This window comes from Rhizobium sp. Leaf306, assembly GCF_001423425.1.
Lineage (GTDB): Bacteria > Pseudomonadota > Alphaproteobacteria > Rhizobiales > Rhizobiaceae > Neorhizobium > Neorhizobium soli.
This window is the reverse complement of record NZ_LMNX01000002.1, coordinates 777112-799472: the sequence shown is the minus strand read 5'-3', so window position 1 is coordinate 799472 and position 22361 is coordinate 777112. Positions and strand designations below refer to the sequence as shown.

At 60.3% G+C, this 22361-nt stretch carries 20 protein-coding genes; 10 read left to right on the top strand and 10 right to left on the bottom strand.

From position 1 onward, the window contains the following. Window positions 1–156: 156 nt before the first annotated feature. Window positions 157–282, top strand: coding sequence for a hypothetical protein (locus tag ASG19_RS24625; protein WP_256413796.1), 126 nt, complete (start codon window positions 157–159; stop codon window positions 280–282). 77 nt (window positions 283–359) lie between these two features. After that, window positions 360–539 (top strand): hypothetical protein, encoded by a 180-nt coding sequence (locus ASG19_RS23890; protein WP_156461849.1) that lies wholly within the window; start codon window positions 360–362, stop codon window positions 537–539. Window positions 540–607: 68 nt separating this feature from the next. Here the strand turns inward: ASG19_RS23890 and ASG19_RS11580 are convergent, their stop codons facing one another. Continuing rightward, window positions 608–868 (bottom strand): DUF2171 domain-containing protein, encoded by a 261-nt coding sequence (locus tag ASG19_RS11580; RefSeq protein ID WP_062456750.1) that lies wholly within the window; start codon window positions 866–868, stop codon window positions 608–610. 203 nt (window positions 869–1071) lie between these two features. Between ASG19_RS11580 and ASG19_RS11575 the strand changes: the two genes are divergently transcribed. The 3 genes from ASG19_RS11575 to ASG19_RS11565 are packed head-to-tail and all read left to right on the top strand — an operon-like array spanning window position 1072 to window position 4281. Further along, a complete protein-coding gene (locus ASG19_RS11575) occupies window positions 1072–2358 on the top strand; it encodes an efflux RND transporter periplasmic adaptor subunit (protein ID WP_062456747.1) in 1287 nt (428 codons plus the stop codon). After that, complete coding sequence (locus ASG19_RS11570; RefSeq protein ID WP_062456744.1) at window positions 2358–3095, top strand: ABC transporter ATP-binding protein; 738 nt, start codon at window positions 2358–2360, stop codon at window positions 3093–3095. The genes ASG19_RS11575 and ASG19_RS11570 overlap by 1 nt, the downstream gene beginning before the upstream one ends. Continuing rightward, window positions 3076–4281, top strand: coding sequence for an ABC transporter permease (locus tag ASG19_RS11565; RefSeq protein ID WP_062456741.1), 1206 nt, complete (start codon window positions 3076–3078; stop codon window positions 4279–4281). The genes ASG19_RS11570 and ASG19_RS11565 overlap by 20 nt, the downstream gene beginning before the upstream one ends. Window positions 4282–4339: 58 nt before the next feature. On the opposite strand, the gene sufA is transcribed toward ASG19_RS11565, so the two are convergent. The 7 genes from sufA to ASG19_RS11530 all read right to left on the bottom strand — a co-directional run bounded on the left by sufA (window position 4340) and on the right by ASG19_RS11530 (window position 11412). Then, window positions 4340–4732, bottom strand: coding sequence for a Fe-S cluster assembly scaffold SufA (gene sufA, locus ASG19_RS11560; protein ID WP_062456738.1), 393 nt, complete (start codon window positions 4730–4732; stop codon window positions 4340–4342). Window positions 4733–4836: 104 nt separating this feature from the next. Then, window positions 4837–5211 (bottom strand): SUF system Fe-S cluster assembly protein, encoded by a 375-nt coding sequence (locus ASG19_RS11555; RefSeq protein WP_062456735.1) that lies wholly within the window; start codon window positions 5209–5211, stop codon window positions 4837–4839. 16 nt (window positions 5212–5227) lie between these two features. Further along, entirely contained in the window at window positions 5228–6472 is a 1245-nt protein-coding gene (locus ASG19_RS11550; RefSeq protein ID WP_062456732.1) for a cysteine desulfurase, read from the bottom strand. 33 nt (window positions 6473–6505) lie between these two features. Next, window positions 6506–7789: a Fe-S cluster assembly protein SufD gene (gene sufD, locus ASG19_RS11545; protein WP_062456729.1), complete on the bottom strand. Its 1284-nt coding sequence runs from the start codon at window positions 7787–7789 to the stop codon at window positions 6506–6508. 20 nt (window positions 7790–7809) lie between these two features. Then, the gene (gene sufC, locus ASG19_RS11540) at window positions 7810–8565 is read right to left on the bottom strand and encodes a Fe-S cluster assembly ATPase SufC (RefSeq protein ID WP_062456726.1); all 756 of its coding nucleotides are present in this window, start codon (window positions 8563–8565) and stop codon (window positions 7810–7812) included. A 63-nt stretch (window positions 8566–8628) separates the two neighbouring features. Further along, complete coding sequence (gene sufB / locus ASG19_RS11535) at window positions 8629–10098, bottom strand: Fe-S cluster assembly protein SufB (RefSeq protein ID WP_062456722.1); 1470 nt, start codon at window positions 10096–10098, stop codon at window positions 8629–8631. Window positions 10099–10245: 147 nt separating this feature from the next. Further along, on the bottom strand, window positions 10246–11412 hold the full coding sequence (locus ASG19_RS11530) for a cysteine desulfurase family protein (protein ID WP_062456720.1): 1167 nt from the start codon (window positions 11410–11412) through the stop codon (window positions 10246–10248). 255 nt (window positions 11413–11667) lie between these two features. Here ASG19_RS11530 and ASG19_RS11525 point away from each other — a divergent pair, with 255 nt between their 5' ends. Then, window positions 11668–12345: an alpha/beta hydrolase gene (locus ASG19_RS11525; protein WP_062456717.1), complete on the top strand. Its 678-nt coding sequence runs from the start codon at window positions 11668–11670 to the stop codon at window positions 12343–12345. 56 nt (window positions 12346–12401) lie between these two features. Here the strand turns inward: ASG19_RS11525 and ASG19_RS11520 are convergent, their stop codons facing one another. Beyond that, window positions 12402–13604, bottom strand: a complete 1203-nt coding sequence (locus ASG19_RS11520; RefSeq protein ID WP_062456714.1) for a GGDEF domain-containing protein — start codon at window positions 13602–13604, stop codon at window positions 12402–12404. Between the two features lie 207 nt (window positions 13605–13811). On the opposite strand from ASG19_RS11520, the gene tyrS reads away from it, so the two are divergent. Further along, the gene (gene tyrS / locus ASG19_RS11515) at window positions 13812–15065 is read left to right on the top strand and encodes a tyrosine--tRNA ligase (protein WP_062456711.1); all 1254 of its coding nucleotides are present in this window, start codon (window positions 13812–13814) and stop codon (window positions 15063–15065) included. Window positions 15066–15116: 51 nt separating this feature from the next. Here the strand turns inward: tyrS and ASG19_RS11510 are convergent, their stop codons facing one another. After that, window positions 15117–18524, bottom strand: coding sequence for a DUF3971 domain-containing protein (locus tag ASG19_RS11510; protein ID WP_062456708.1), 3408 nt, complete (start codon window positions 18522–18524; stop codon window positions 15117–15119). 114 nt (window positions 18525–18638) lie between these two features. Here ASG19_RS11510 and bcp point away from each other — a divergent pair, with 114 nt between their 5' ends. The 3 genes from bcp (at window position 18639) to ASG19_RS11495 (ending at window position 22354) form a co-directional block, all read left to right on the top strand. Beyond that, window positions 18639–19106 (top strand): thioredoxin-dependent thiol peroxidase, encoded by a 468-nt coding sequence (gene bcp / locus ASG19_RS11505; protein ID WP_062456705.1) that lies wholly within the window; start codon window positions 18639–18641, stop codon window positions 19104–19106. Window positions 19107–19264: 158 nt separating this feature from the next. Then, window positions 19265–20572 (top strand): M23 family metallopeptidase, encoded by a 1308-nt coding sequence (locus ASG19_RS11500; protein ID WP_062456703.1) that lies wholly within the window; start codon window positions 19265–19267, stop codon window positions 20570–20572. Between the two features lie 228 nt (window positions 20573–20800). After that, a complete protein-coding gene (locus ASG19_RS11495; protein ID WP_062456700.1) occupies window positions 20801–22354 on the top strand; it encodes a DEAD/DEAH box helicase in 1554 nt (517 codons plus the stop codon). Window positions 22355–22361: the final 7 nt, after the last annotated feature.

Below are 22361 nucleotides of genomic sequence, written 5' to 3'. Positions count from 1 at the left end.
GCCCCTGCACAAGTGCCCCGCTCTCGTCCAAGGACGTGCCGGGGCAAACCATTTGTCAATCAACAATCCGCAAAGTTCTAAAATCGGCCGCTATCACGAATTGGTTTACGGAACCTTACTTCAGGACCGCCGTTCTGACGGCAAAGGAGTCTCAGCATGAGAATAGTCTTCGTCGCTCTTATCGGTTCGGTCCTCAGTATTCTGGTGTTCAAGTATTCTGATCACTCGCTTGGCGATACGGAAATACTCGCGTCTCCGACACAGCTGTCGGCTGCCAACTAGGATCATCCCAAGGAGGACAAGGACCGGCTTACTTCATCGCGATCTCAAGCGATCGCATCACGAGAGGAAGTGCAAGCATGACCATTCGTAATATTCTGCTGGTGTGTTGTTCAGCTGCTGTTGGTGCCGTCTTTGTAATTCTTGTTGGCATTCCAAGCACGCCTGTTGCGCACGAGAAATCCGCTCGCTTGAGTGGCGCCGCGACTGAAACGGCGTTTCTTCCCGAGCGCTTCGGGGTCCCCCATCCAACCCGTTAATTTTTTTTGATGCGTAAACAAAAAAGGCCGGCGTCAGAAACGCCGGCCTTTTTGCATGCTGAATTGCTTTAGTGGATCGGCTTGCCGCCGTCTTCTTCTTCGAACGTCACTGCGACGTCACCATCTGCAGAGAGACGAACCTTGTCGCCTTCGACATCGGCAACGAGTTCAAGCGAAATGAAATGGTGATGGCCTTTATGGCTCCCCTCACCGCTATCCTTCTTGGTCAGCTTGATACGGTTTCCTTCAACGCGGTCAACCGTTCCGATGTGGACGCCGTCCGCACCGATCACTTCCGCATGTTCCTTGATAAGGGCGACATCGATCATCTGAGTTCTCCTTTGTGTGTTCAGCCATAACGCACAACCGCGAAGTTCGATGCAGTGCCTCCGATACATTACCGACATTTAAGTTGGCCACCGGCTGCTTTCATGCGAATGCCTCGTTCCAGAGTTGCAAAGCCGCGGTTTCGACGCGATCCCTCGCTAGACCGGAACGGCTCGCGCTATTTCCACCGCATCGAGGATAGCCATTGAACGTCCAGTCCACTCCCCCAGCCAGCCGTAAACAGGATGCGCCTGATCTCGCCGCGATCCTTGCGTCTTCGGGCAAGCGGAAAAAGCGTGGACGTTGGTTTGTCTGGCCTCTCCTCATCCTCATCGCCGCCGCAGCCCTGATGGCTTACTCTTATTTCGGCAGCAGCGGCCCACGATACGATTACACGACGCAGGCCGCAAAGCGCGGAGACCTTGCGGTAGTTGTCACTGCAACCGGTTCCGTCCAGCCGACCGATCAGGTGGACATATCGAGCGAGCTTTCCGGCACGGTCAGGAAAGTCAACGTGACCTATAACAGCGCGGTCAAGGCCGGCGATGTGCTGCTCGAACTGGATACCAGCAAGCAGGAAGCGGATGTGCAGAGCGCGCGCGCTCAACTTGCGTCCGCGAAGGCCAATGTCCTGAAGGCCGAGGCAGAAGCGGCTTCCGCGAAGATTTCATTCGACCGCCTGACGGCACTCGTCGCCAATCGCATTTCCAGCCAGCAGGATCTGGACGCGGCGCGCTATGCCTACGAGTCGGCCGTTGCGACGAAGGACATCAATCAGGCCGCGATCCTGTCCGCCGAAGCAAGCCTGAGGCTTGCCGAGGTTAACCTCGGCAAACTGACGATCGTATCTCCGATCGACGGGATCGTGCTGACCCGCGAAGTCGATCCCGGTGCAACGGTCGCCTCGTCGCTCAATGCACCGGTCCTCTTCACAATCGCCGGCGACCTCAAGCGCATGGAACTCCAGGTCTCCGTCGACGAGGCGGATGTCGGCCAGGTCAAGGACGGGCAGCCTGCGCGCTTCTCGGTCGACGCCTATCCGGAGCGGAGCTTTCCGGCCACAATCGAAACCGTCCGGTTCGCCTCCGAAACCGTGTCCAACGTCGTGACCTATAAGGCGATCCTGACCGTCGACAATGCCGATCTGCTGCTGCGGCCGGGCATGACCGCCACGTCAGACATCACGGTCCAGTCGGTCAAGGATGCGCTGCTTGTCCCGAACGCTGCGCTTCGTTACTCGCCGGCCGCCACCGCACGGCAGCGCGGCAATGTCCTCTCCCGGCTGTTCTCGCCACCACGCCCGCCCCGCAACCGCAATCGTGGCGAACAGGCAGCGAATAACACCCGCGCCGTCTGGGTGCTGCGCAACGGCGAAGCCCAGCGGGTGCCGGTCGAAACCGGGCCGACCGATGGCCAGTTCACGGTTCTGAAATCAGGCGAAATCCGCGACGGCGATGAACTGGTGACGGATGCCGTCGCAAGGGCGCAGTGATGGACCTCGCCGTCACGCCTGCCCCCCTCATCGCATTCGACAAGGTCTCGAAGTTCTACGGGCGCGGCGAAGCGACGATCCGGGCGCTGGACCAGATCGACCTTGCCATATCGGCTGGGGAATTCGTGTCGATCATGGGACCCTCCGGTTCGGGCAAGTCGACAGCGATGAACATTATCGGCGGGCTCGATATCCCCTCATCCGGCGAGTTTCTATTTCAAGGCGTTCCGACATCAGATTTCAGCCGCGAGCAGCGGACACTTCTGAGACGCCACATGCTGGGCTTCGTGTTCCAGGGGTTCAATCTTTTGGCTCGCACATCGGCCGTCGAAAACGTCGAGCTCCCGCTCGTCTATCGCGGCATGGCGCACAAGGAGCGGCGTGAGCGCGCAACTGCGGCGCTGGCGCAGGTCGGCCTCGCCGGACGCGAAGGCCATACCACCCAGGAACTGTCAGGTGGTCAGCAGCAGCGCGTCGCGATCGCCAGAGCCATTGTCACCGATCCGGCCGTCCTTCTCGCCGACGAGCCGACCGGCAATCTCGACACCAAGACCAGCATGGAGATCATGGATCTGATCACCCGGCTCAACCGCGACAACGGCATTACCGTCATCATGGTCACCCATGAGGAAGACATCGCAGCCTACGGGTCGCGTCTCTTGCGCTTTACCGATGGTCACCTCGTCTCCGACGAACCCAATCTCGAAAGGGCAAGCCATGCTGCTGGAAGCCGCTAAGCTCGCCTGGCGGGCAATCAGCCGCAATCTGCTGCGCTCCTTCCTCACGGTCCTCGGCGTCGTGATCGGTGTCGCCGCCGTCATCGCGATGGTGACGATCGGCAACGGTACGACTGCGAAGGTCCGCGACGAACTCTCGCGTCTCGGCACCAACACCCTGTTCATCCGCCCCGGTCAGTGGGGACCGGGACGCGCGAGCACGGAAGCCAAGCGCTTCAACGACAAGGATGTGCTGGCGATCAAGGAGCAGGTCTCCGGCCTTCGTGGCGTCGCACCGATCAATCGCGGGACTGCCACGGTCATCGCCGGCGGCGCCAACCATTCGTCGAGCGCGGTCGGCACCACCAACGACTATTTCATCGTGCAGGATTGGGATATGGCGCTCGGCCGCAATTTCAATCCGAACGAGGATCGCGGCAGCCATGCGGCCTGCATCATCGGCGAGACCGTCCGCAAACAGCTGTTCGGTGCTGCCAACCCGGTGGGACAGCTGATCCGGGTCAGCAACATCGCCTGCCCGGTCGTCGGCGTTCTCGCCGTCAAGGGTCAGTCCGGCATGGGCGACGACCAGGACGATACCGTCATCATGCCGCTGAAACTGCACCAGCGCCGGATCGGTGGAACGACGACGATTTCCAGCATCGTTATCTCTGCCCAGGACGGCGTCTCGACCGCCAAGGTCCAGTCGGACGTCGAAGGCCTCTTGCGCGAGCGGCGGCGCATCGCGATCGGACGCGATGACGACTTCTCCGTCAACGACATGTCGCAGATCGCGGCGGCGATGACGGGCACGACGGTCCTGCTGACGGGCCTTCTCGGCGCCGTTGCTGCCGTCAGCCTCTTGGTCGGCGGTATCGGCATCATGAATATCATGCTGGTGTCGGTCACCGAGCGCACCCGTGAGATCGGCATCCGGCTGGCGATCGGCGCGCTCGAAAGCCAGGTTCTCCGGCAGTTCCTCGTGGAGGCCGTGATGCTGTCGATCTTCGGCGGCGTGACGGGCATCATAACAGGCCTTGCACTCGCCTACGGCGTCGTCAGCTTTCTTCAGGTGCCGTTCGTTGCCAGCCCGACGATCATCCTTATGGCCTTCGCCTTTTCCGCAGCGATCGGCATGATCTTCGGTTACTTCCCGGCCCGACGGGCAGCCCAGCTCAACCCCATTGAGGCTTTGCGCCACGAATAGACAGCGCAATAAAAAAGGGCCTCGCGGCCCTTTCTCTTTAACATCTCAAATTATCGACTCAGGCAGCCGGAGATTGCGTGGTGCGCTGCTGCGCAAGCGCCGCAAGATCGGCAGGCTTCAGTTCGACCGATTCGCCGCAACCGCAGGCCGATGTCTGGTTCGGGTTCACGAAGGTAAATCCGGACCGCATCTTGGTCGTCTCGAAATCCATCTGGGTGCCGAGCAGGTAAAGAACGGCCGAAGGCTCGATCCACACCTTGGCGCCTTCCCGCTCGATCAGGTCGTCCTTTGCATTGGGCACAGTCACGAGATCGATCGTGTACTCCATGCCGGCGCAACCGCCCTTCTTGATACCGACGCGCAAGCCGAGCGCATCAGGACCGGAGTTCGAGGTGATCTGGTTGACGCGCTGTGCAGCAGCGTCGGTGATCGTCATGACAGCAAAGCCCATGGCATTCTTTCCTTCCACGACCGGGTTCAAGGCCCGGTGTTTCTAGACCTGGTGTTTCGAGAGTAAGTCTCGTGAGTCCAACTTAGTACCGGTGCCTTAACCGATCAATACCACCCGACAGCAACCTGCGCCTCTTCGGACATCCGCTCCGGCGTCCACGGCGGATCGAAGGTCATCTCGACCTCGACGCCGGACACGCCTTCGACGGCGCCGACGGCATTTTCCACCCAGCCTGGCATTTCGCCGGCAACCGGGCAACCGGGCGCTGTCAGCGTCATCATGATCTTCACCATCCGGTCGTCTTCAATATCGACCTTGTAGATCAATCCGAGTTCGAAGATATCGGCCGGAATTTCCGGATCATAGACGGTTTTCAAAGCCGCGACGATGTCGTCGGAAAGCCGCGCCACCTCGTCTTCGGGAATGGCGGACTGGATGATCCCCTCGCGGGCATCCCATTTCGGTATCTGGTCGTCCATAGCCTTCAAAAGTCCTTCAGGAAAAGAAATCGCGGGCGTAGTCGAGTGCATCTGCCAACGCATCCACTTCGGCCCGGGTATTGTACATGCCGAAGGATGCACGGCATGTGGAGGTAACGCCGAAGCGTTTCAAGAGTGGCATGGCGCAATGGGTGCCGGCTCTCACCGCCACACCGCGCCGGTCGATCACCATCGAGATGTCGTGCGCATGAATGCCGGCAAGCTCGAACGAGAAGATGGCGCCCTTGCCCGGCGCATTGCCGATGATCCGCAGCGAATTGATCGCACTCAGCCGCTGGGTCGCATAGGCAGTCAGATCCGCCTCGTGCCTTGCAATCGCATCACGGCCGACCTTGTCCATATAGTCCAGCGCATGACCGAGACCGATCGCCTGCACGATCGGCGGCGTGCCCGCCTCGAACCGGTGCGGCGGATCGTTGTAGGTGACAAAATCTTCGGCCACGTCGATGATCATCTCGCCACCGCCCATGAACGGCCGCATCTCTTTCAGACGGTCCGCCTTGCCATAGAGAACGCCGATACCCGAGGGACCGTAGAGCTTGTGGCCGGTCATCACGAACCAGTCGCAGTCGATATCGCGCACATCGATCGGCATGTGGACGGCGCTCTGGCTGCCGTCGACGAGAACGGGAATGCCGCGCTCGTGGGCGATGCGGCAGACTTCCTTGACCGGAACCACCGTTCCGAGCGCATTCGACATATGCGTGATGGCGACCAGCTTGGTCTTGTCCGTCAGCGCCTTTTCGAAGTCATCGAGATGAAACGCGCCGTCGTCATCGACGGGGATCCAGACGATCTTCGCGCCCTGGCGTTCGCGAATGAAGTGCCATGGCACGATGTTGGAATGGTGCTCCATGATGGTGATGACGATCTCGTCGCCTTCACCGATATGCGGCATTCCGTAACCATAGGCGACGGTGTTGATCGCCGCCGTCGAGTTGCTGGTGAAGATGATCTCGTCGACGGAACCTGCGTTCAGAAAGCGGCGCACCTTTTCGCGCGCGCCCTCATAGGCATCCGTTGCCGTGTTGGAGAGGTAGTGAAGGCCGCGATGCACATTGGCATACTCGTTCGAGTAGGAATGTGCGATCGCGTCGATCACGGCCTGCGGCTTCTGGGCAGAAGCCCCGTTGTCCAGATAGACCAGCGGCTTGTTGCCATGCACCATGGTCGAAAGGATCGGGAAATCCTTCCGGATCGCTTCGACGTCGTAAGCTGTCGCAGGGGTGATCTGGTCCATGTCATGCCTCATTTTATGAGACACACCTGAAAATCAGGCGTGCTTTTCGAGCCAGTCGGAGATGACGCCTTCCAGCGCTTCGACGAGCTTTTCTTCTTCCAGTTCCTCGACGATCTCCGCCACGAAGGCGTTGACCAGCATGGCACGGGCCCTGTTTTCCGGAACGCCGCGCGCCATCAGGTAGAAGAGATGGTTGCGGTCGATATCGGAAACCGTGGCGCCATGGCCGCAGATCACGTCGTCGGCAAAGATTTCCAGCTCCGGCTTCACCGAGAAATCGGCGTCGTCGGACATCAGAAGCGTATTGCACGCCATCTTCGCGTCGGTCTTCTGCGCGTCCGGGGCAACCTTGATCATGCCCTGGAACACACCGCTCGCCTTGTCGAACAGGACGTTGCGGATGATTTCCGTCGAGCTCGTGTGCGGAACGTTATGGCCGAGAACCATGGTCACGTCCGTATGGGTATCGCCCCCGAGCAGGTTGACGGCACGCAGCGTGAACTCCGATCCCTCGCCCTGAACCTCGACGCGAAGCTCCTGGCGCACCAGCTTGCCGCCGGCGTTGACGATGAACAATCGCAGCTTGCTATCGGTACCGAGCGATATGCGGATCTGACCGAGATGGGTGTCGTCAGCCCCTTGAGTCTGGAGGATGATCCAGGTGATCTCAGCGCCGTCCTGCAGCGTCAGGTCGCTGATCGACGATACGAGTGCCGCATCCTCAGTCACCGCGCAGTGACGCTCGATGATCGTTGCCTTGGACCGCGCTCCGAACACCGCCGGAAACCGCGTGTGGACCTGACCGGCACCGTGAACCGCCTGCAGTTCGATGGGCTGCTCGACCGCAACGTCCGCAGGTACGGAGAGCGCAAAGCCGTCCCGCACGAAGCTGCCGTTGATGCGAGCGATCGCGTCGTCCTTGTCGAACGCTGCCAGCCCAGCCACTGCCGAACCATCGGCAAGCTGGTCCCTGAAGACCGAAAGCTCGACGCCATCGATCGTCGCGCGGTTATCCGCCACGCCCTGAACGATCGACAGGACCTTAGCCCCTTCGACCAGCGGCGCGATCGGATCGACCGAAACGCCGCCGACGACACGCTCAGGAACCGAGCGCAGCAGGTTCTTCAGATCCGTATAGTGCCAGGACTCGATACGTCGCGTCGGCAGGCCCGACCGCTTCAGATCGTCGAGAAGACGATCTCGGGTTCCCGTAACGGCACCGTTGCCCGGCAGTTCGCCAACCTGGGCCGCAAAAGCCTCAACGAGCGCCGTTTCGGCGGCCGTCAGCCGGACGGGCTGATTGATTTGCATGTTCATGCCAAATTCCTTCCCGCGTCTCAGGCTGCTCTGCCGATGATGTCCGCGTAGCCATTGGCCTCGAGTTCGAGCGCCAGCGCCTTGTCACCGGTGCGGATGATCTGGCCCTTGTAGAGAACGTGAACCGTATCCGGCACGATATAGTCGAGCAGGCGCTGGTAGTGGGTGATGACGATCGTCGCACGATCCGGCGACTTCAGCGCATTGACGCCATCTGCCACGATCTTGAGGGCATCGATGTCGAGGCCGGAATCGGTCTCATCCAACACGCAGAGCAAAGGCTCGAGCAGCGCCATCTGGAGAATTTCCGCACGCTTCTTCTCGCCGCCGGAAAAACCGACATTGAGCGGACGCTTCAGCATGTCCATGTCGATCTTCAGCTCGCTGGCTGCTTCCTTGACGCGTCGGATAAAGTCCGGCGTCGTCAGTTCGGCTTCGCCGCGCGCCTTGCGCTGCTCGTTCATGGCCACCTTGAGGAACTGCATGGTGGCGACGCCCGGGATTTCGACCGGATACTGGAAGGCGAGGAAAATGCCCTTGGAGGCACGCTCCGCCGGATCGAGCTCAAGAATGCTCTCACCGTTCAGAAGGACTTCGCCCTCGGTGACTTCATAGTCCGGACGGCCGGACAGGATGTAGGACAGCGTCGACTTGCCCGAGCCGTTCGGCCCCATGATGGCGGCAACTTCGCCAGCCTTCACGGTAAGGTTCAGGCCACGGATGATTTCGGTGCCGTCTTCGGCAATGCGGGCATGCAGGTTTTTGATCTCAAGCATAGGTCTATCTTTCCGGATACTCTTTAGTGACGCGCCAGGCGCGCTATTCAAATGACAGGCCGATCAGCCGACGGAGCCTTCGAGCGAAATCCCGATCAGCTTCTGCGCTTCGACCGCAAATTCCATCGGCAGCTGCTGGATGACATCCTTGACGAAGCCGTTGACGATCAGGGCGATCGCTTCTTCTTCGGGAATGCCGCGCTGCATGACGTAGAACTTCTGGTCGTCGGAAATTTTCGAGGTCGTCGCTTCGTGCTCGATCTGGCCCGACGAGTTCTTCACGTCGATGTAAGGCACGGTATGCGCACCGCACTTGTCGCCGATCAGAAGCGAATCGCAGTTGGTGAAGTTACGGGCGTTTTCAGCCTTGCGGTGGATGGAGACCTGACCGCGATAGGTGTTCTGCGAGACGCCTGCCGAAATCCCCTTCGAGATGATACGGCTCGACGTGTTCTTGCCGAGGTGGATCATCTTGGTGCCCGAGTCGATCTGCTGGTGACCGTTCGACACGGCGATCGAGTAGAACTCGCCGCGGCTATCGTCACCACGTAGGATGCAGGACGGGTATTTCCAGGTGATCGCCGAACCGGTCTCGACCTGGGTCCAGGAAATCTTGGATCGGTGGCCGCGGCAATCGCCACGCTTGGTGACGAAGTTGTAGATACCGCCCTTGCCCTGGGCATCGCCCGGGTACCAGTTCTGAACGGTCGAATACTTGATCTCGGCATCGTCGAGAGCAACAAGTTCGACCACTGCGGCATGCAGCTGGTTCTCGTCACGCTGCGGCGCCGTGCAGCCTTCGAGATAGGACACGTAAGCGCCTTCCTCGGCAATGATCAGCGTGCGTTCGAACTGGCCGGTGTTCTTCTCGTTGATACGGAAGTAGGTGGACAGTTCCATCGGGCAGCGAACGCCCTTCGGCACGAACACGAACGAGCCGTCCGTAAACACCGCAGCATTCAGCGTGGCGTAATAGTTGTCGGTGGCCGAAACGACGGTGCCGAGATACTGCTTGATCAGGTCCGGATGCTCGCGAATGGCTTCCGAGATCGACATGAAGATCACGCCGGCCTTCTGAAGTTCCTTCTTGAAGGTCGTGACAACAGACACGGAATCGAACACCGCATCGACGGCAACACGCGGTCTGTCGACGCCGGCAAGGATTTCCTGCTCGCGCAGCGGAATGCCAAGCTTTTCATAAACGCGCAGCAGCTCGGGATCGACTTCCTCGAGCGACTTGGGACCGGACGTGGTCTTCGGCGCGGCATAGTAATAGAGATCGTTGAAGTCGATCTTCGGATAATCGACGCGCGCCCAGGTGGGCTCTTCCATCGTCAGCCAGCGCTTGTAGGCGTCGAGACGCCATTCCAGCATCCATTCGGGCTCCTGCTTCTTGGCGGAAATGAAGCGGATTATGTCTTCCGAAAGGCCCTTGGGCGCCTTGTCCACTTCGATGATGGTTTCGAAGCCGTATTTGTACTGATCGATATCGATCCCACGGACCTGATCGATTGTTTCCTGGACAGCTGGCATTTTCATTCTCCAAATCTTGCCGGCTCAAATTCCGGCAATTCTGTCATGTCTCCGGGAGGCTTTGTTCCCCCCGTATGTAGGCGCCAAAAGGCGGTTTTCACACCTTTAGGCAAGTAGAAAGTTCCGCTCTCTCAAATTAGAGCGCTGTTACGCCGCAACGCCTTGGGCCTTGCGACGGGATGCGATTTTGGCAAATGCCGCAACCGCACGCGTAATGTCTTCGTCTGTCGTGTCGGGGCCGAGCGAGATGCGCAGGGCACCCAGCTGTGGATCCCGGCCCATCGCCGTCAGCACATGACTCTCGCCGACCTTGCCCGAAGAGCAGGCCGAACCGGCCGAAAGCGCGATGCCCTCGATATCGAAGGCGATCTGACCCGTTTCCGCCTTCAGCCCAGGCAGGGTGAAGAAGCAGGTATTGCCGACGCGGGAAACATCCGCCCCGTGGATCATCACATCGGCAGCAGCCTTGCGCATCTCGCCTTCGAGCCGATCCCGCAACGCGCCGATACCGGTATTGCGCGCATCGAGGTCTTCGCTCATCGCCGCAGCCGCCGCGCCGAAGCCGACGATCGCGTGAAAATTCTCGGTCCCCGAACGGTGACCCTTCTCCTGCCCGCCGCCGCGTATCAGCGGCTTCGGCATCAACACTTCGCCGCGCGAAATCAGGGCGCCGACACCTTTCGGTCCGCCGATCTTGTGCGACGAGATCACGATGAAGTCGGCATCAAGCCTGACGATGTCGACCGGGATGCGACCGACGGCTTGCACCGCATCCACAACCAGAAGCCCGCGATGCCTGTGGACGATCTCTGCAGCCTCCGCCACCGGCTGGATCACGCCCGTCTCGTTATTGACCAGCATCAGCCCGACCATCGGAAGACCGAGTGAATGGTCATGCGCCGCCAACAGAGTTTCCAGCGCCAAAAGATCCGCGATGCCTGTGGGCGTCACCGGTATCTCGATCACCTGCGCAGGATCGAATCTTCCGCCTTCCCGGATCGCGGGATGCTCGATCGCCGAAACGTAAAGAGCGCCGATCGCGACCGGCGAACGGCCCATCCGGTAGTCAGGCGTCAGAACGTGGTTCGAGGCCTCCGTCGCACCGCTGGTAAAGGTAACATGCGCCGGATCTGCGCCGACCAAGGCCGCAACATGGCGCCGCGCCTTGTCGACGGCCGCGCGCGCCAACCGGCCCTCACCATGCACCGACGACGCGTTGCCGGGAAGCTGAAGTGCCTCCAGCATCGCAGCACGCGCCGGCGCACTCAAAGGTGCCGTCGCGTTCCAGTCAAGATAGGTGCGGTTCAACGCCATTGCCTGATCAGATTCCGTCCCTAATTACCGTTGGGTCTCATCTAGGGTTGCCGCAGGCCGCATTTTTCTTGAAATTCCGGCCACGCTTGCCTTAAGAGACATCGCATCGGGCGCTGCCAAGGCGGCCCCAATTTCGAATGGTTCTAAACTGGGTTTTAGAAAAGCTGAGCGGCTTCGTCAAGTCAAACTCGACGGAAGAACCGTGGATAGCAACCCAGTCTGGCATCAGATCACGTTTGACCGACCGGAGTACCGATGCCCGAAGTGATTTTCAACGGCCCTGCAGGCCGCCTGGAGGGCCGTTATCAGCCTTCCAAGGAAAAGAGCGCGCCGATCGCCATCATCCTGCATCCGCATCCGCAGTTCGGCGGCACGATGAACAACCAGATCGTATACCAGCTCTTCTACATGTTCCAGAAGCGCGGTTTCACGACGCTCCGCTTCAACTTCCGTTCGATCGGACGCAGCCAGGGCGAATTCGACCACGGCGCCGGCGAACTGTCCGACGCAGCCTCGGCACTAGACTGGGTGCAGAGCCTGCATCCGGATTCGAAAAGCTGCTGGGTCGGCGGTTATTCCTTCGGCGCCTGGATCGGCATGCAGCTTCTGATGCGCCGCCCGGAAATCGAAGGCTTCATCTCCGTTGCGCCGCAGCCGAACATCTACGACTTCTCGTTCCTGGCGCCCTGCCCCTCCTCCGGCCTGATCATCAACGGCGATGCCGATAGAGTTGCGCCTGAAAAGGACGTCAACGGCCTGGTCGAGAAGCTGAAGACCCAGAAGGGCATCCTCATCACGCACAAGATCATCGAGGGCGCGAACCACTTCTTCAACGGCCAGACCGAGACGCTGATGGGCGAATGCGAGGATTACCTCGATCGCCGCCTCAATGGCGAACTCGTCCCCGAGCCGGCTGCCAAGCGCATCCGATAAGACGACTGTGCATCGAAGAAACAAAAATGGCCGCGTTTGCGGCCATTTTCGTATCTTCAGTTGACCGGTCGCACATGTGCCGCACGCGGACGCCCATCGTCTGACGTCGCTTCATGAACCCGGTTACGGCCGGCCCGCTTCGCGGCATAGAGCGCCACATCCGCCTGCCGGAACATTTCGTCGAGCGCGTCGGGGCTGGTGAGATTGGCGACGCCGAAACTCGCCGTGATCCTTGAGGTGGGTGGCAGACCCGCCACCGACATCGCCATCGTGCCGCCCCTCAGAGCCTGAGCCACCATCAGCGCCACGTCCATCGGCGTGTTGGGAAGGAACACGGAGAACTCTTCGCCGCCCATCCGGCCGACGATTGCTTCTTTTGGCGCGCAGGAGGAAAGCAAGGTCCCAAAACTCTGGATCACCATATCTCCGGCATGATGCCCATAGGTGTCATTGATGGTCTTGAACCTGTCGAGATCGCATAAAACCACCGCATGCGGTCCGTTTGGAAACGTCGCGATTGCGGATCTCACCCGGCGCTCGAAGCCGCGCCGGTTTGCAAGGCCCGACAGAGCGTCGCTTTCCGACACGCTGCGTTCATCCGCCATGATTTCGAGCACCAGCACCGACAGCAGTGTCAGGCCGACCGCGACCATCAGAACAGCCGTCAGGCTCTGGGAGATCAGCGCATAGTCGGTGCGGATATAGTCTGTCGCGACGGACCCGGCACCAACGGCGATCGCAAGTACGGCCTTCGCGATGAAGTGTACCCCTGTGACCGCAAGGAGCGCGCACACGACCTTGTCGATCAGCAGTTGCCGGTTCGAGCGCAACAAAGCCTGCAGAACCACGCCGGCGCTTGCGAGGATAACCAGGGCAAACGGAGTCTGGTAGGAAAATGCGTGAAGCGGCGTGCCGGGCCGCAGATCATAGACGAAGACGTTTCCGAAGGAGCTGACGGCGAACATCAATCCGGCAAGTCGACGGTTGATGCGAACGTCATAGAGACTGCCAATGCCGAAAAGCAGGAAAATCATGCCACCGAGAACGGTTGCAAAAGCTCCGATCGCCCAGGGACGCGGAAAGGGCAGATAGGCGACGGCAATCTCGCAAACAGCGGCCAGTGAAGCGACGCCGAAACCGGCCCCGAACCAAAGCGCGGCAACGCGCGACCGACTGCGGGTGGAAACAACCGCAAACACGATACAGAAACATATCGCGACGACGAAATTCACCCCCAGGAAAAAAACTGCCCCGTTCATCAACCCAACAATGCATTTAGAAAATAAGGAATGCCGCAGTCCTGCCTTCACCTTAGTGGCTTGGCAGAAAACAAAAGATTAATGAACCATGACGGCGAGTCACAGATAAGTGCAAGCGCATTTCGCTGCATTTTTGGAGTGATAAACCACCAAAACAGTGCTAGACGCCGGCTCTCAAGACAAAAAACGCATCCACAGAGAAGTAAGATGTCCAGGTTCAAGTCCGATTTCCTCCACACGCTCGATGAGCGTGGCTTCATTCACCAGATTTCCGACGAATCGGGTCTCGACGAACTGTTCGCCAAGGAAACCGTGACGGCCTATATTGGCTTTGACCCGACGGCACCAAGCCTCCATGCGGGCGGTCTCATCCAGATCATGATGCTGCACTGGATGCAGCAGACCGGCCACCGGCCGATCTCGCTGATGGGCGGCGGCACCGGCATGGTCGGCGATCCATCGTTCAAGGATGACGCGCGCCAGTTGATGACGATCGACACGATCGAAAGCAATATCGCTTCCATCAAGCGCGTCTTTTCCAACTACCTGAGCTACGGCGAAGGTCAGAAGGATGCGCTGATGATCAACAACGGCGACTGGCTGCGCGATCTCAACTACCTCGAATTCCTGCGCGATGTCGGCCGTCATTTCTCGGTCAACCGCATGCTGTCCTTCGACAGCGTCAAGACGCGCCTGGACCGCGAGCAGTCGCTGTCCTTCCTCGAATTCAACTACATGATCCTTCAGGCCTATGATTTCGTGGAGCTCAACCAGCGTTACGGCTGCCGCCTGCAGATGGGCGGCTCCGACCAGTGGGGCAATATCGTCAACGGGATCGACCTTGGTCACCGCATGGGGACACCGCAGCTCTACGCCCTCACTTCACCGCTTCTGACGACATCGTCGGGTGCGAAGATGGGCAAGTCCATGAACGGCGCGGTCTGGCTCAATCCGGACATGCTGTCGGCCTATGACTTCTGGCAGTACTGGCGCAACACCGAGGACGCGGACGTCTCGCGCTTCCTGAAGCTCTACACCACGCTGCCCATGGACGAGATTGCCCGCCTCTCAGCACTTGCCGGTTCGGAAATCAACGAGGTCAAGAAGATCCTCGCGACGGAAGTCACCGCCATGCTGCACGGCCGCGACAATGCCGAACAAGCGGCTGAAACCGCCCGCAAGACGTTCGAGGAAGGTGCGCTCGCCGACAACCTGCCGTCGATCGACGTCGCATCGTCGGAACTGGAGGCTGGTCTTGGCCTCCTGGCACTGATCGTCAAGGCAGGCCTTGCAGCCTCCAACGGCGAAGCTCGCCGGCATATCCAGGGTGGCGCCGTGCGCATCAACGATACGGCGGTCTCGGACGAACGCGCCGTCATCGGCACCGGCGACGTCACGGCCGACGGCGTGATCAAGCTGTCGCTCGGCAAGAAGAAGCATATCCTCGTCCGCCCGGCCTGAGTGCCAGCGGTCTGCAGAACAGTGAGAAGGCCTCGTTCGCGGGGCCTTTTTTTATTGGAACTCGAAGATCTGCCGGAACACGCCGGGCGCGATGATCGACAGCGGATTGATCGTCAGCTTCGGCTTGTCGAACACACCTTCGAGCTTGAAGGTGATGCCGATCAGTCCGCGGTCTCGTCCGTTGCCGAGAATGGCACCGATCAGCGGAAGCTCGCCGAAAAGCCGGTTGATGCCATAGGCCGGCATGAAGGTGCCGGTCATGTCCATGCTGCCGCGGGCGTCGCGCAGCATGCCCTGGAATGTCGCGCCGATCTGCTCGCCACGAACGATGCCGTTGGCAACAGAGAGCGCACCGTTTCTGTAGACGAGCGAGGCAAAACCGCGCTGGAAGCGCGCGGCGTTGAGGTCGATCTCCTTCTTGACCGCCTTGCTGAGGCTTTCCCCATCCCGGCCCACAGGGGTCGATACCAGCGATTGCAGGCGCTGCTCGTCTATCAAAGCAAAGCTTCGGATGTCGACATTGCCGGCCCAGTCAGACCCTTGCGATCGCAGCCGCAAATTGAGGAGACCGCCCCGCATGTTGTTGTAGATATTGGCAAACCGCACGACGGCGCCGGCGTCGCCGCTGGTCATCGAGATCGTGTTGCCCTTCGTTATGTCGCTGACAACGGCCTGCCCGCTTTCCGTTACGGCGGAAAGATCGGCCGAGGCGATGTCGCCATCGCGTATCGCAAACAACAGAGTGACGTTTGACAGGGCCTCGTCGTTGAAGCCGACCATGCGATCGAGCTTGGCACGGATCGTCGCGCCACCGCTGCTTTTGGCAGAGGAACCCGACCCACTTGCACTAGGCGTAGCCGAGCGAAGTTTGGTGATGATAGGCCTTATATCGGCAGAGGATCCGCCGATCGACACATCGAAGACACCCTTCGACTGCTTCACCGCAACGCTGAAATTATCGGACGGCGACAGGCGGGCGCTCGAAAACTCCGCCGACGCGAGGCTACCATTGGTGAGGACGATATTGCCCTGCGCGCCAAACCCGTCGCCCACCAGTTCGAAGTTCTTGAGCTCTGTCCGCTGGAGGCCCTCCCCGGCAATCTCGAACTGCGCCTTGGCACCGACGCCGTTGCCCTTCGTCCAGCCGATGCCCGGGATGGAGAGCGCAGAGCGCGTCAGATCGAGGCTGACGCCTTGCCTGGTATCATCGAGCCTGGTCAGTTCCACGCTGATCGTGCCCTGGACGATCTCCGAGAGACCGGGCACCAGTTTGTCCCGCTGGCTGTCGCTGAGGACTGCCTTGATGACCTGTTCACGCTTGACAGTCGACGCGCTGTCGATCGGCTGCACGAGGGTGACGTCTGCAGGCACCTCGTCGATCGCAGCCTTCGCGCTCAGTCTGGCGGCCTGCGGATCGATATCGAGCGTGCCGTCGATATTGGAAATCTTGCGCCCGGACACCGGCGTCGCCAGCGCAACGTCGCGCAGGTCCGCATGCGCATTCCAGACCGGCTTCGGCGGATTCTGGTCATTGACCAGACCAAACTGCGCCTTCACATCCACCTTGGCAGTGCCGGAAAAATCCGATGGCTTGAACTCTGTGTTTTTGAGGCCGTTGATGGGCTTGAAACTCGTGAGTTCCGCGATGGCATCCGCCGGCCCGCTCAGCTTCAGCGCGATATCGGCCATCAGCGGCTTCGCGTAGGTCGATGGGATCGAGAAACGCCCTCCCTCAACCTTGACCGCGCGCCCCGACGGAAAAAACGAACCCGCCTGCGTGATGTCGACCTGCATCGCTTCGCCCTTCAGGTCGAAACGGCCGTAGATGTCGCGAAGCGGCGGGATGTCGGCGGGCAGGTTGACGCGCCCGTCGGCAAGGTCGAAACTGATCTGCAGTTCGTTGCGGTTGAGATCGAGCGGAACGCCCGGTCCCTTCATGCGTCCTGCCGGAATGAAGACGGCGATGGAGCCGTTGCTCAGCGTTCCCCCGAACATGTTTCCCATCACCCAGTCGCGTGCCTTGCGGGCCATCCAGAAGGGCCAGAGCTGCTTGATTGCAGTCACCTGCATCTGTGGCAACTGACCGCCGAAGCTGATTTCCGGAGACTGCGTGCCGAAGCGCACTTTCAGCGCAGCGGCCATCCGCCCAAGCGGACTGGACATCGCCATCTCGTCGAACTGCAACTCGCGATCGGCCGAGAGATAGCGTCCGACGGCTTTCAGATCGAACTGTGCCGGTTCTTCGGCGTTCGACGCGCCGGCTGCTGTTCCGCCGCTGACGAGGAGATCGAGACCGAACCCCGGCCGGTGGTCTGCCGGATCGACCCTGTTGAGATCGACGACCGCGCCGGTGAACGGAAGGACAGTCGGGCCAAAACGCGCTTCCGATCTCTGGATTTCGATCGCGTCCTTGGTGAAATCATAGGCGACATCGATATCCGCGCCGCTGAAGGGCTGCTCGATACTGTCGAAATAGAACCGTCCGGGCGACTGCTTGAGCTTTGCGGTGATGACCGGAACAGTGGTCTCGCGCGAACGGGTGGCAGCAAGTTCAAGATCGACGGCACTGTCCAGCCCTTCGCGCGGCATCCCGGCTGCATCCCGATGCAACAGGAAGGACGTCACGTCCAGCCCCATGAGCTTTGCGGAAAGTCCGGTCGTCACGCCTTCGATAGTCTGGGATCCTGCCACCAGCGTTGCCTGGCGGTCGTTAAGGCTGACGATCCCCCTGATATCGATCTCGCCCTCGATGTTGCGCTGCATATTGAGCTCGTTGACGACGAACATCAGCGGCTTCTGGCCAGGGGCAGACGGCAGCACGATTTCGATGCCGGCAATCCTAACGAAAGCGGTGCCGGTACGCTCGATCAGGCCGCGCACTTCATCAAGGCGCTGGAACGCCTGCTCGAGCAGCTTCGGCATCGCATCGACGCGAACCTGCGACAGCGCCATAGGGTCGCCTGCCGGCAACTGCGCCGTCTCCAGCCGAATGCCTTGCGCGGAAATGTTGTTGATGGAAACGCGGCCGCCGAGAAGCTTCATCGGATCGATCGCCATCCGCAGCGCTTCGGCACGGCTCAGCCGCTGACCGCTCGCTTGCTCGACGATATCCACGTCGCGCGCCTCGATCGCGATCCGCATCACCGAATCAAACCGGATCGCCGTCGAACCGACCGAAGCGACATAACGGGGTCCGATCGCGTTGTTGAGGGCCGACTGGGCCCGCGCCGTCAGCGCGCCGTCGACGACGCCGCTCTCGATGGCGACAATCGCAGTTCCGGCAGCAGCCAGAATCAGCATCGTAAACAGCAAAAAGGTCTTGCCCACGCGGCGCATGCGCGATCGGCGCGGTGGGCAGTGTACGATAATGGGATCTTCCGCCTGTGCAGAGGGAAGTTCGTGCAGCGGAACCATATCCTTGCGGTTGAAGCTGACCTTTTCGCCGCGAATTTCCGCCATCAGGCTGACATTACCTTCTCAAGACCCGCTGCAGCCTGACTAGACGCAACGGGCACCAATAGACTACCGATGGGCCGACAATTGCTCAAGATCCCGGCGAAAGAAAGGAAATTCATGTCTGAATTGGCCATTGGCGACATCGCCCCACAGTTCGATATTCCCCGCGACGGCGGTGGTACCGTCTCGCTGCAGACGTTCGCCGGCAAGCCGGTGGTTCTCTACTTCTATCCAAAGGACGATACCAGCGGCTGCACCACCGAAGCGCTGGCGTTCACGGCCCTCCTCCCCGAGTTCGAAAAAACCGGCGCCGCCGTCATCGGCGTGTCCCCGGACACGGTGAAGAAGCACGACAAGTTCGTCGAGAAACATGCGCTCGCAGTGATCCTCGGATCGGACGAGGATACCGCCGTCGCAAATCTCTACGGCGTCTGGAAGGAAAAGAGCATGTACGGGCGCAAGTACATGGGAATCGACCGCACGACGTTCCTGATCGATGCCCATGGCCGGATCGCAAATGTCTGGCCGAAGGTAAAGGTTGCCGGTCACGCCGAAGAGGTGCTGAAAGCCGTACAGACCCTGTAAGACAGCCACCTCCCTGTCGCATGTTGATGCGAAATTGCGGTGTCACGCCTCCTGCCCTGCGGCACGAAAAACAACGGTTTGTTAACTATAAAGCGGTCTAGTGCGGAGGAAGGATCACCGCGCACGACTCGTCTCATGCGCATCTTCAGGAGCAGAAGGTGGCAAACGGAACTCAAAGCCGCGTTTTTGGAAATCGTGCTCCCGAGCACGTTCTCATTCTCGCAAGCGGCGAAAAGATCCGCCACATGACGATCCGCCCCTGGATGGCGGCAGTCTCCGTCTGCGTCGTCGGCGCGTTGGCGATCGGATATCTCGGCGCCACCAGCTATCTCGTGATCCGCGACGATCTGATCGGCGCAACGATGGCGCGCCAGGCGCGCATGCAGCATGATTACGAAGACCGGATCTCTGCCCTGCGCGCCCAGCTCGACCGCATCACATCCCGTCAGTTGCTCGATCAGCAGGTCGTGGAGCAAAAGGTCGAGAAACTGCTTGAACAGCAAAACGCCCTCTTTTCGCGGCACGGCAAACTTGGTTCGCTTCTAGACCGCGCGGAAGAATCGGGCATCGTCCCGTCCGCCGGCACCTCGTCGTCACCAGCTTCAGCCTATCAGGCAGAAGGCAAGGACAAGCAGACATCCGTCAGTCATGGACTGGACGCGATCGAAGGCCTGTTGTCGAACCATTCCGCTCCGGCGGATCTCGGCGTCGCCAATCCATTGGCCTACACCCCGCTTCGCGAAAATCTCGCGGATCGAGCCGACCGCATCTTTTCCAAGGTGACTCTGTCCTTGAAGGACATCGAGAAGCGCCAGATCGTCAAGATCGCCGATCTCACCACTGGCGCATCGCAGACGGCAGACGCCATCACGTCCATCCTCCGGCGTACGGGCGTGCAGGTCGCGGCCGCTCCTCCGACCGAACCGGACCCGGGTATCGGTGGCCCCTACGTCCAGCCTCAGCTGTTCTCGGACACGTTCGACACATCGCTCGATGATCTCGATTCCGCGCTTAACCGTCTCGAAAGCGTCCGCGACGTGGCGCGCGAGCTGCCATTCGGAAACCCGGCTCCAGGCCGTTCCGTCACCAGCCGGTTTGGTAACCGGATGGACCCGTTTGTCGGACGCCTCGCGCTGCATGCAGGCATCGATTTTCAAGCCGAGACCGGTGACGACGTGAAAAGTACGGGCGCCGGCAAAGTCGTTGTCGCCGGTCCCTCAGCAGGCTATGGCAATCTGGTCGAGATCGATCATGGCCAAGGCATAACCACGCGCTATGGCCACATGTCGCGCATCCTTGTCAGAGCCGGAGAAACCGTGGCTCCCGGCGAGGTGATCGGACGTGCAGGCTCCACCGGACGGTCCACGGGACCGCATGTTCATTACGAAGTGCGACGCGACGGTTCGCCGGTCGACCCCGTGCATTTCCTGAACGCCGGTATGAAGCTCGATAATTATCTCAATTAGGCCGCAAAGATGCGCGAGAGGTCCGGAATGGGTCATGCGTTGCGAAACTGAGCGCGTTCGACAACACATTGGAAGCCTTCCCGCCTCTATTCACCACATCCGGCAGCAATATTCCGGGATTTCTTGACTTTCCGGCATTTTGGTCCTATGTCGCGGGCCAGTTGTCGTACGCCAGTTACCGTCGGCACCGGATCACTTCCCCGAATTGCAACGGAAACAGATTTCCCTTTGACCACATTCGCTGATCTTGGCCTGAGCCAGAAAGTCCTCTCTGCAGTCACCGACTCGGGCTACACCATCCCGACACCGATCCAGGCTGGTGCCATCCCCTTTGCCCTGCAGCGCCGCGATATCTGCGGCATCGCTCAGACGGGAACAGGCAAGACGGCATCCTTCGTGCTGCCGATGCTGACACTTCTGGAAAAAGGCCGTGCCCGCGCCCGCATGCCGCGGACGCTGATCCTCGAGCCGACCCGCGAACTCGCGGCACAGGTCGCCGAGAACTTCGAAAAATACGGCAAGAATCACAAGCTGAACGTCGCTCTCCTGATCGGCGGCGTGTCGTTCGACGAGCAGGATCGCAAGCTTGAGCGCGGCGCCGATGTGCTGATCTGCACGCCAGGCCGCCTGCTCGACCATTGCGAGCGCGGCAAGTTGCTGATGACCGGCGTAGAGATCCTGGTGATCGACGAAGCCGACCGCATGCTGGACATGGGCTTCATCCCGGATATCGAAAAGATCGCCAAGATGATCCCGTTCACGCGTCAGACGCTGTTTTTCTCGGCAACCATGCCGCCGGAAATCCAGAAGCTGGCCGACCGCTTCCTGCAGAACCCGGAACGCATCGAGGTGGCAAAGCCTTCTTCGACAGCAACGACGGTGACGCAGCGCCTGGTCGCCGCTCACAACAAGGATTACGAGAAGCGGGCAACCCTTCGCGACCTGATCCGCGCGCAGGACGACCTGAAGAACGCGATCATCTTCTGCAACCGCAAGAAGGATGTCGCCGACCTGTTCCGCTCGCTCGAGCGCCACGGCTTCTCGGTCGGCGCGCTCCATGGCGACATGGATCAGCGCTCGCGTACCAACATGCTGGCAGGCTTCAAGGACAACCAGATCACGCTACTGGTCGCCTCCGACGTCGCAGCGCGCGGTCTCGATATTCCCGACGTCAGCCACGTCTTCAACTTCGACGTTCCAATCCATGCGGAAGACTATGTCCACCGCATCGGCCGTACCGGCCGTGCAGGACGGTCCGGTCGTGCGTTCACGCTTGTGACAAAATCCGATGCTAAGTATCTCGATGCCATCGAAAAGCTGATCACTCAAAAGATCGAATGGCTGAACGGTGACATCGCTGCCCTGCCGGCACCGATGGAAAGCAGCGACAAGGGTCAGGAACGCGGCCAGGGTCGCGATCGTGGCGGCAAGCGTGGCGAGCGCGACAAGGATCGCGGTCGCGGCAAGCGCGCCGAGCAGACCAGGAGCGTAGAAGCTCCGGTCAAGATTGCAGAACCGACGAGCCAGGATGATCGGAGCCAGACGGAAAATATGATTGAAGCCAGGGTAGAAGACGTAAAGCGCGAACGTAGCGCCGACAGGAAGCCGCAGAACAATGGCGCACAACGCGCTCCTCGCCCGGCCCCTGCTCCGAATCCTGCCAATGACGACAACCGCGAGCGTCGCCGTCACTACCGCGACCACGATGACGGCCCGACACCAGTCGGTTTCGGCGACGACATTCCGGCATTCATGCTGATCGTCGCCAACGCCAAGGTCTGAATTTGTC

Coding starts and splice junctions, on each gene's coding strand:
- ASG19_RS24625 (WP_256413796.1), top strand. CDS start 157: ATGAGAATAGTCTTCGTCGCTCTTATCGGTTCGGTCCTCAGTATTCTG.
- ASG19_RS23890 (WP_156461849.1), top strand. CDS start 360: ATGACCATTCGTAATATTCTGCTGGTGTGTTGTTCAGCTGCTGTTGGT.
- ASG19_RS11580 (WP_062456750.1), bottom strand. CDS start 868: ATGATCGATGTCGCCCTTATCAAGGAACATGCGGAAGTGATCGGTGCG.
- ASG19_RS11570 (WP_062456744.1), top strand. CDS start 2,358: ATGGACCTCGCCGTCACGCCTGCCCCCCTCATCGCATTCGACAAGGTC.
- ASG19_RS11565 (WP_062456741.1), top strand. CDS start 3,076: ATGCTGCTGGAAGCCGCTAAGCTCGCCTGGCGGGCAATCAGCCGCAAT.
- sufA (WP_062456738.1), bottom strand. CDS start 4,732: ATGGGCTTTGCTGTCATGACGATCACCGACGCTGCTGCACAGCGCGTC.
- ASG19_RS11555 (WP_062456735.1), bottom strand. CDS start 5,211: ATGGACGACCAGATACCGAAATGGGATGCCCGCGAGGGGATCATCCAG.
- ASG19_RS11550 (WP_062456732.1), bottom strand. CDS start 6,472: ATGGACCAGATCACCCCTGCGACAGCTTACGACGTCGAAGCGATCCGG.
- sufD (WP_062456729.1), bottom strand. CDS start 7,789: ATGAACATGCAAATCAATCAGCCCGTCCGGCTGACGGCCGCCGAAACG.
- sufC (WP_062456726.1), bottom strand. CDS start 8,565: ATGCTTGAGATCAAAAACCTGCATGCCCGCATTGCCGAAGACGGCACC.
- sufB (WP_062456722.1), bottom strand. CDS start 10,098: ATGCCAGCTGTCCAGGAAACAATCGATCAGGTCCGTGGGATCGATATC.
- ASG19_RS11530 (WP_062456720.1), bottom strand. CDS start 11,412: ATGGCGTTGAACCGCACCTATCTTGACTGGAACGCGACGGCACCTTTG.
- ASG19_RS11525 (WP_062456717.1), top strand. CDS start 11,668: ATGCCCGAAGTGATTTTCAACGGCCCTGCAGGCCGCCTGGAGGGCCGT.
- ASG19_RS11520 (WP_062456714.1), bottom strand. CDS start 13,604: ATGAACGGGGCAGTTTTTTTCCTGGGGGTGAATTTCGTCGTCGCGATA.
- tyrS (WP_062456711.1), top strand. CDS start 13,812: ATGTCCAGGTTCAAGTCCGATTTCCTCCACACGCTCGATGAGCGTGGC.
- ASG19_RS11510 (WP_062456708.1), bottom strand. CDS start 18,524: ATGGCGGAAATTCGCGGCGAAAAGGTCAGCTTCAACCGCAAGGATATG.
- bcp (WP_062456705.1), top strand. CDS start 18,639: ATGTCTGAATTGGCCATTGGCGACATCGCCCCACAGTTCGATATTCCC.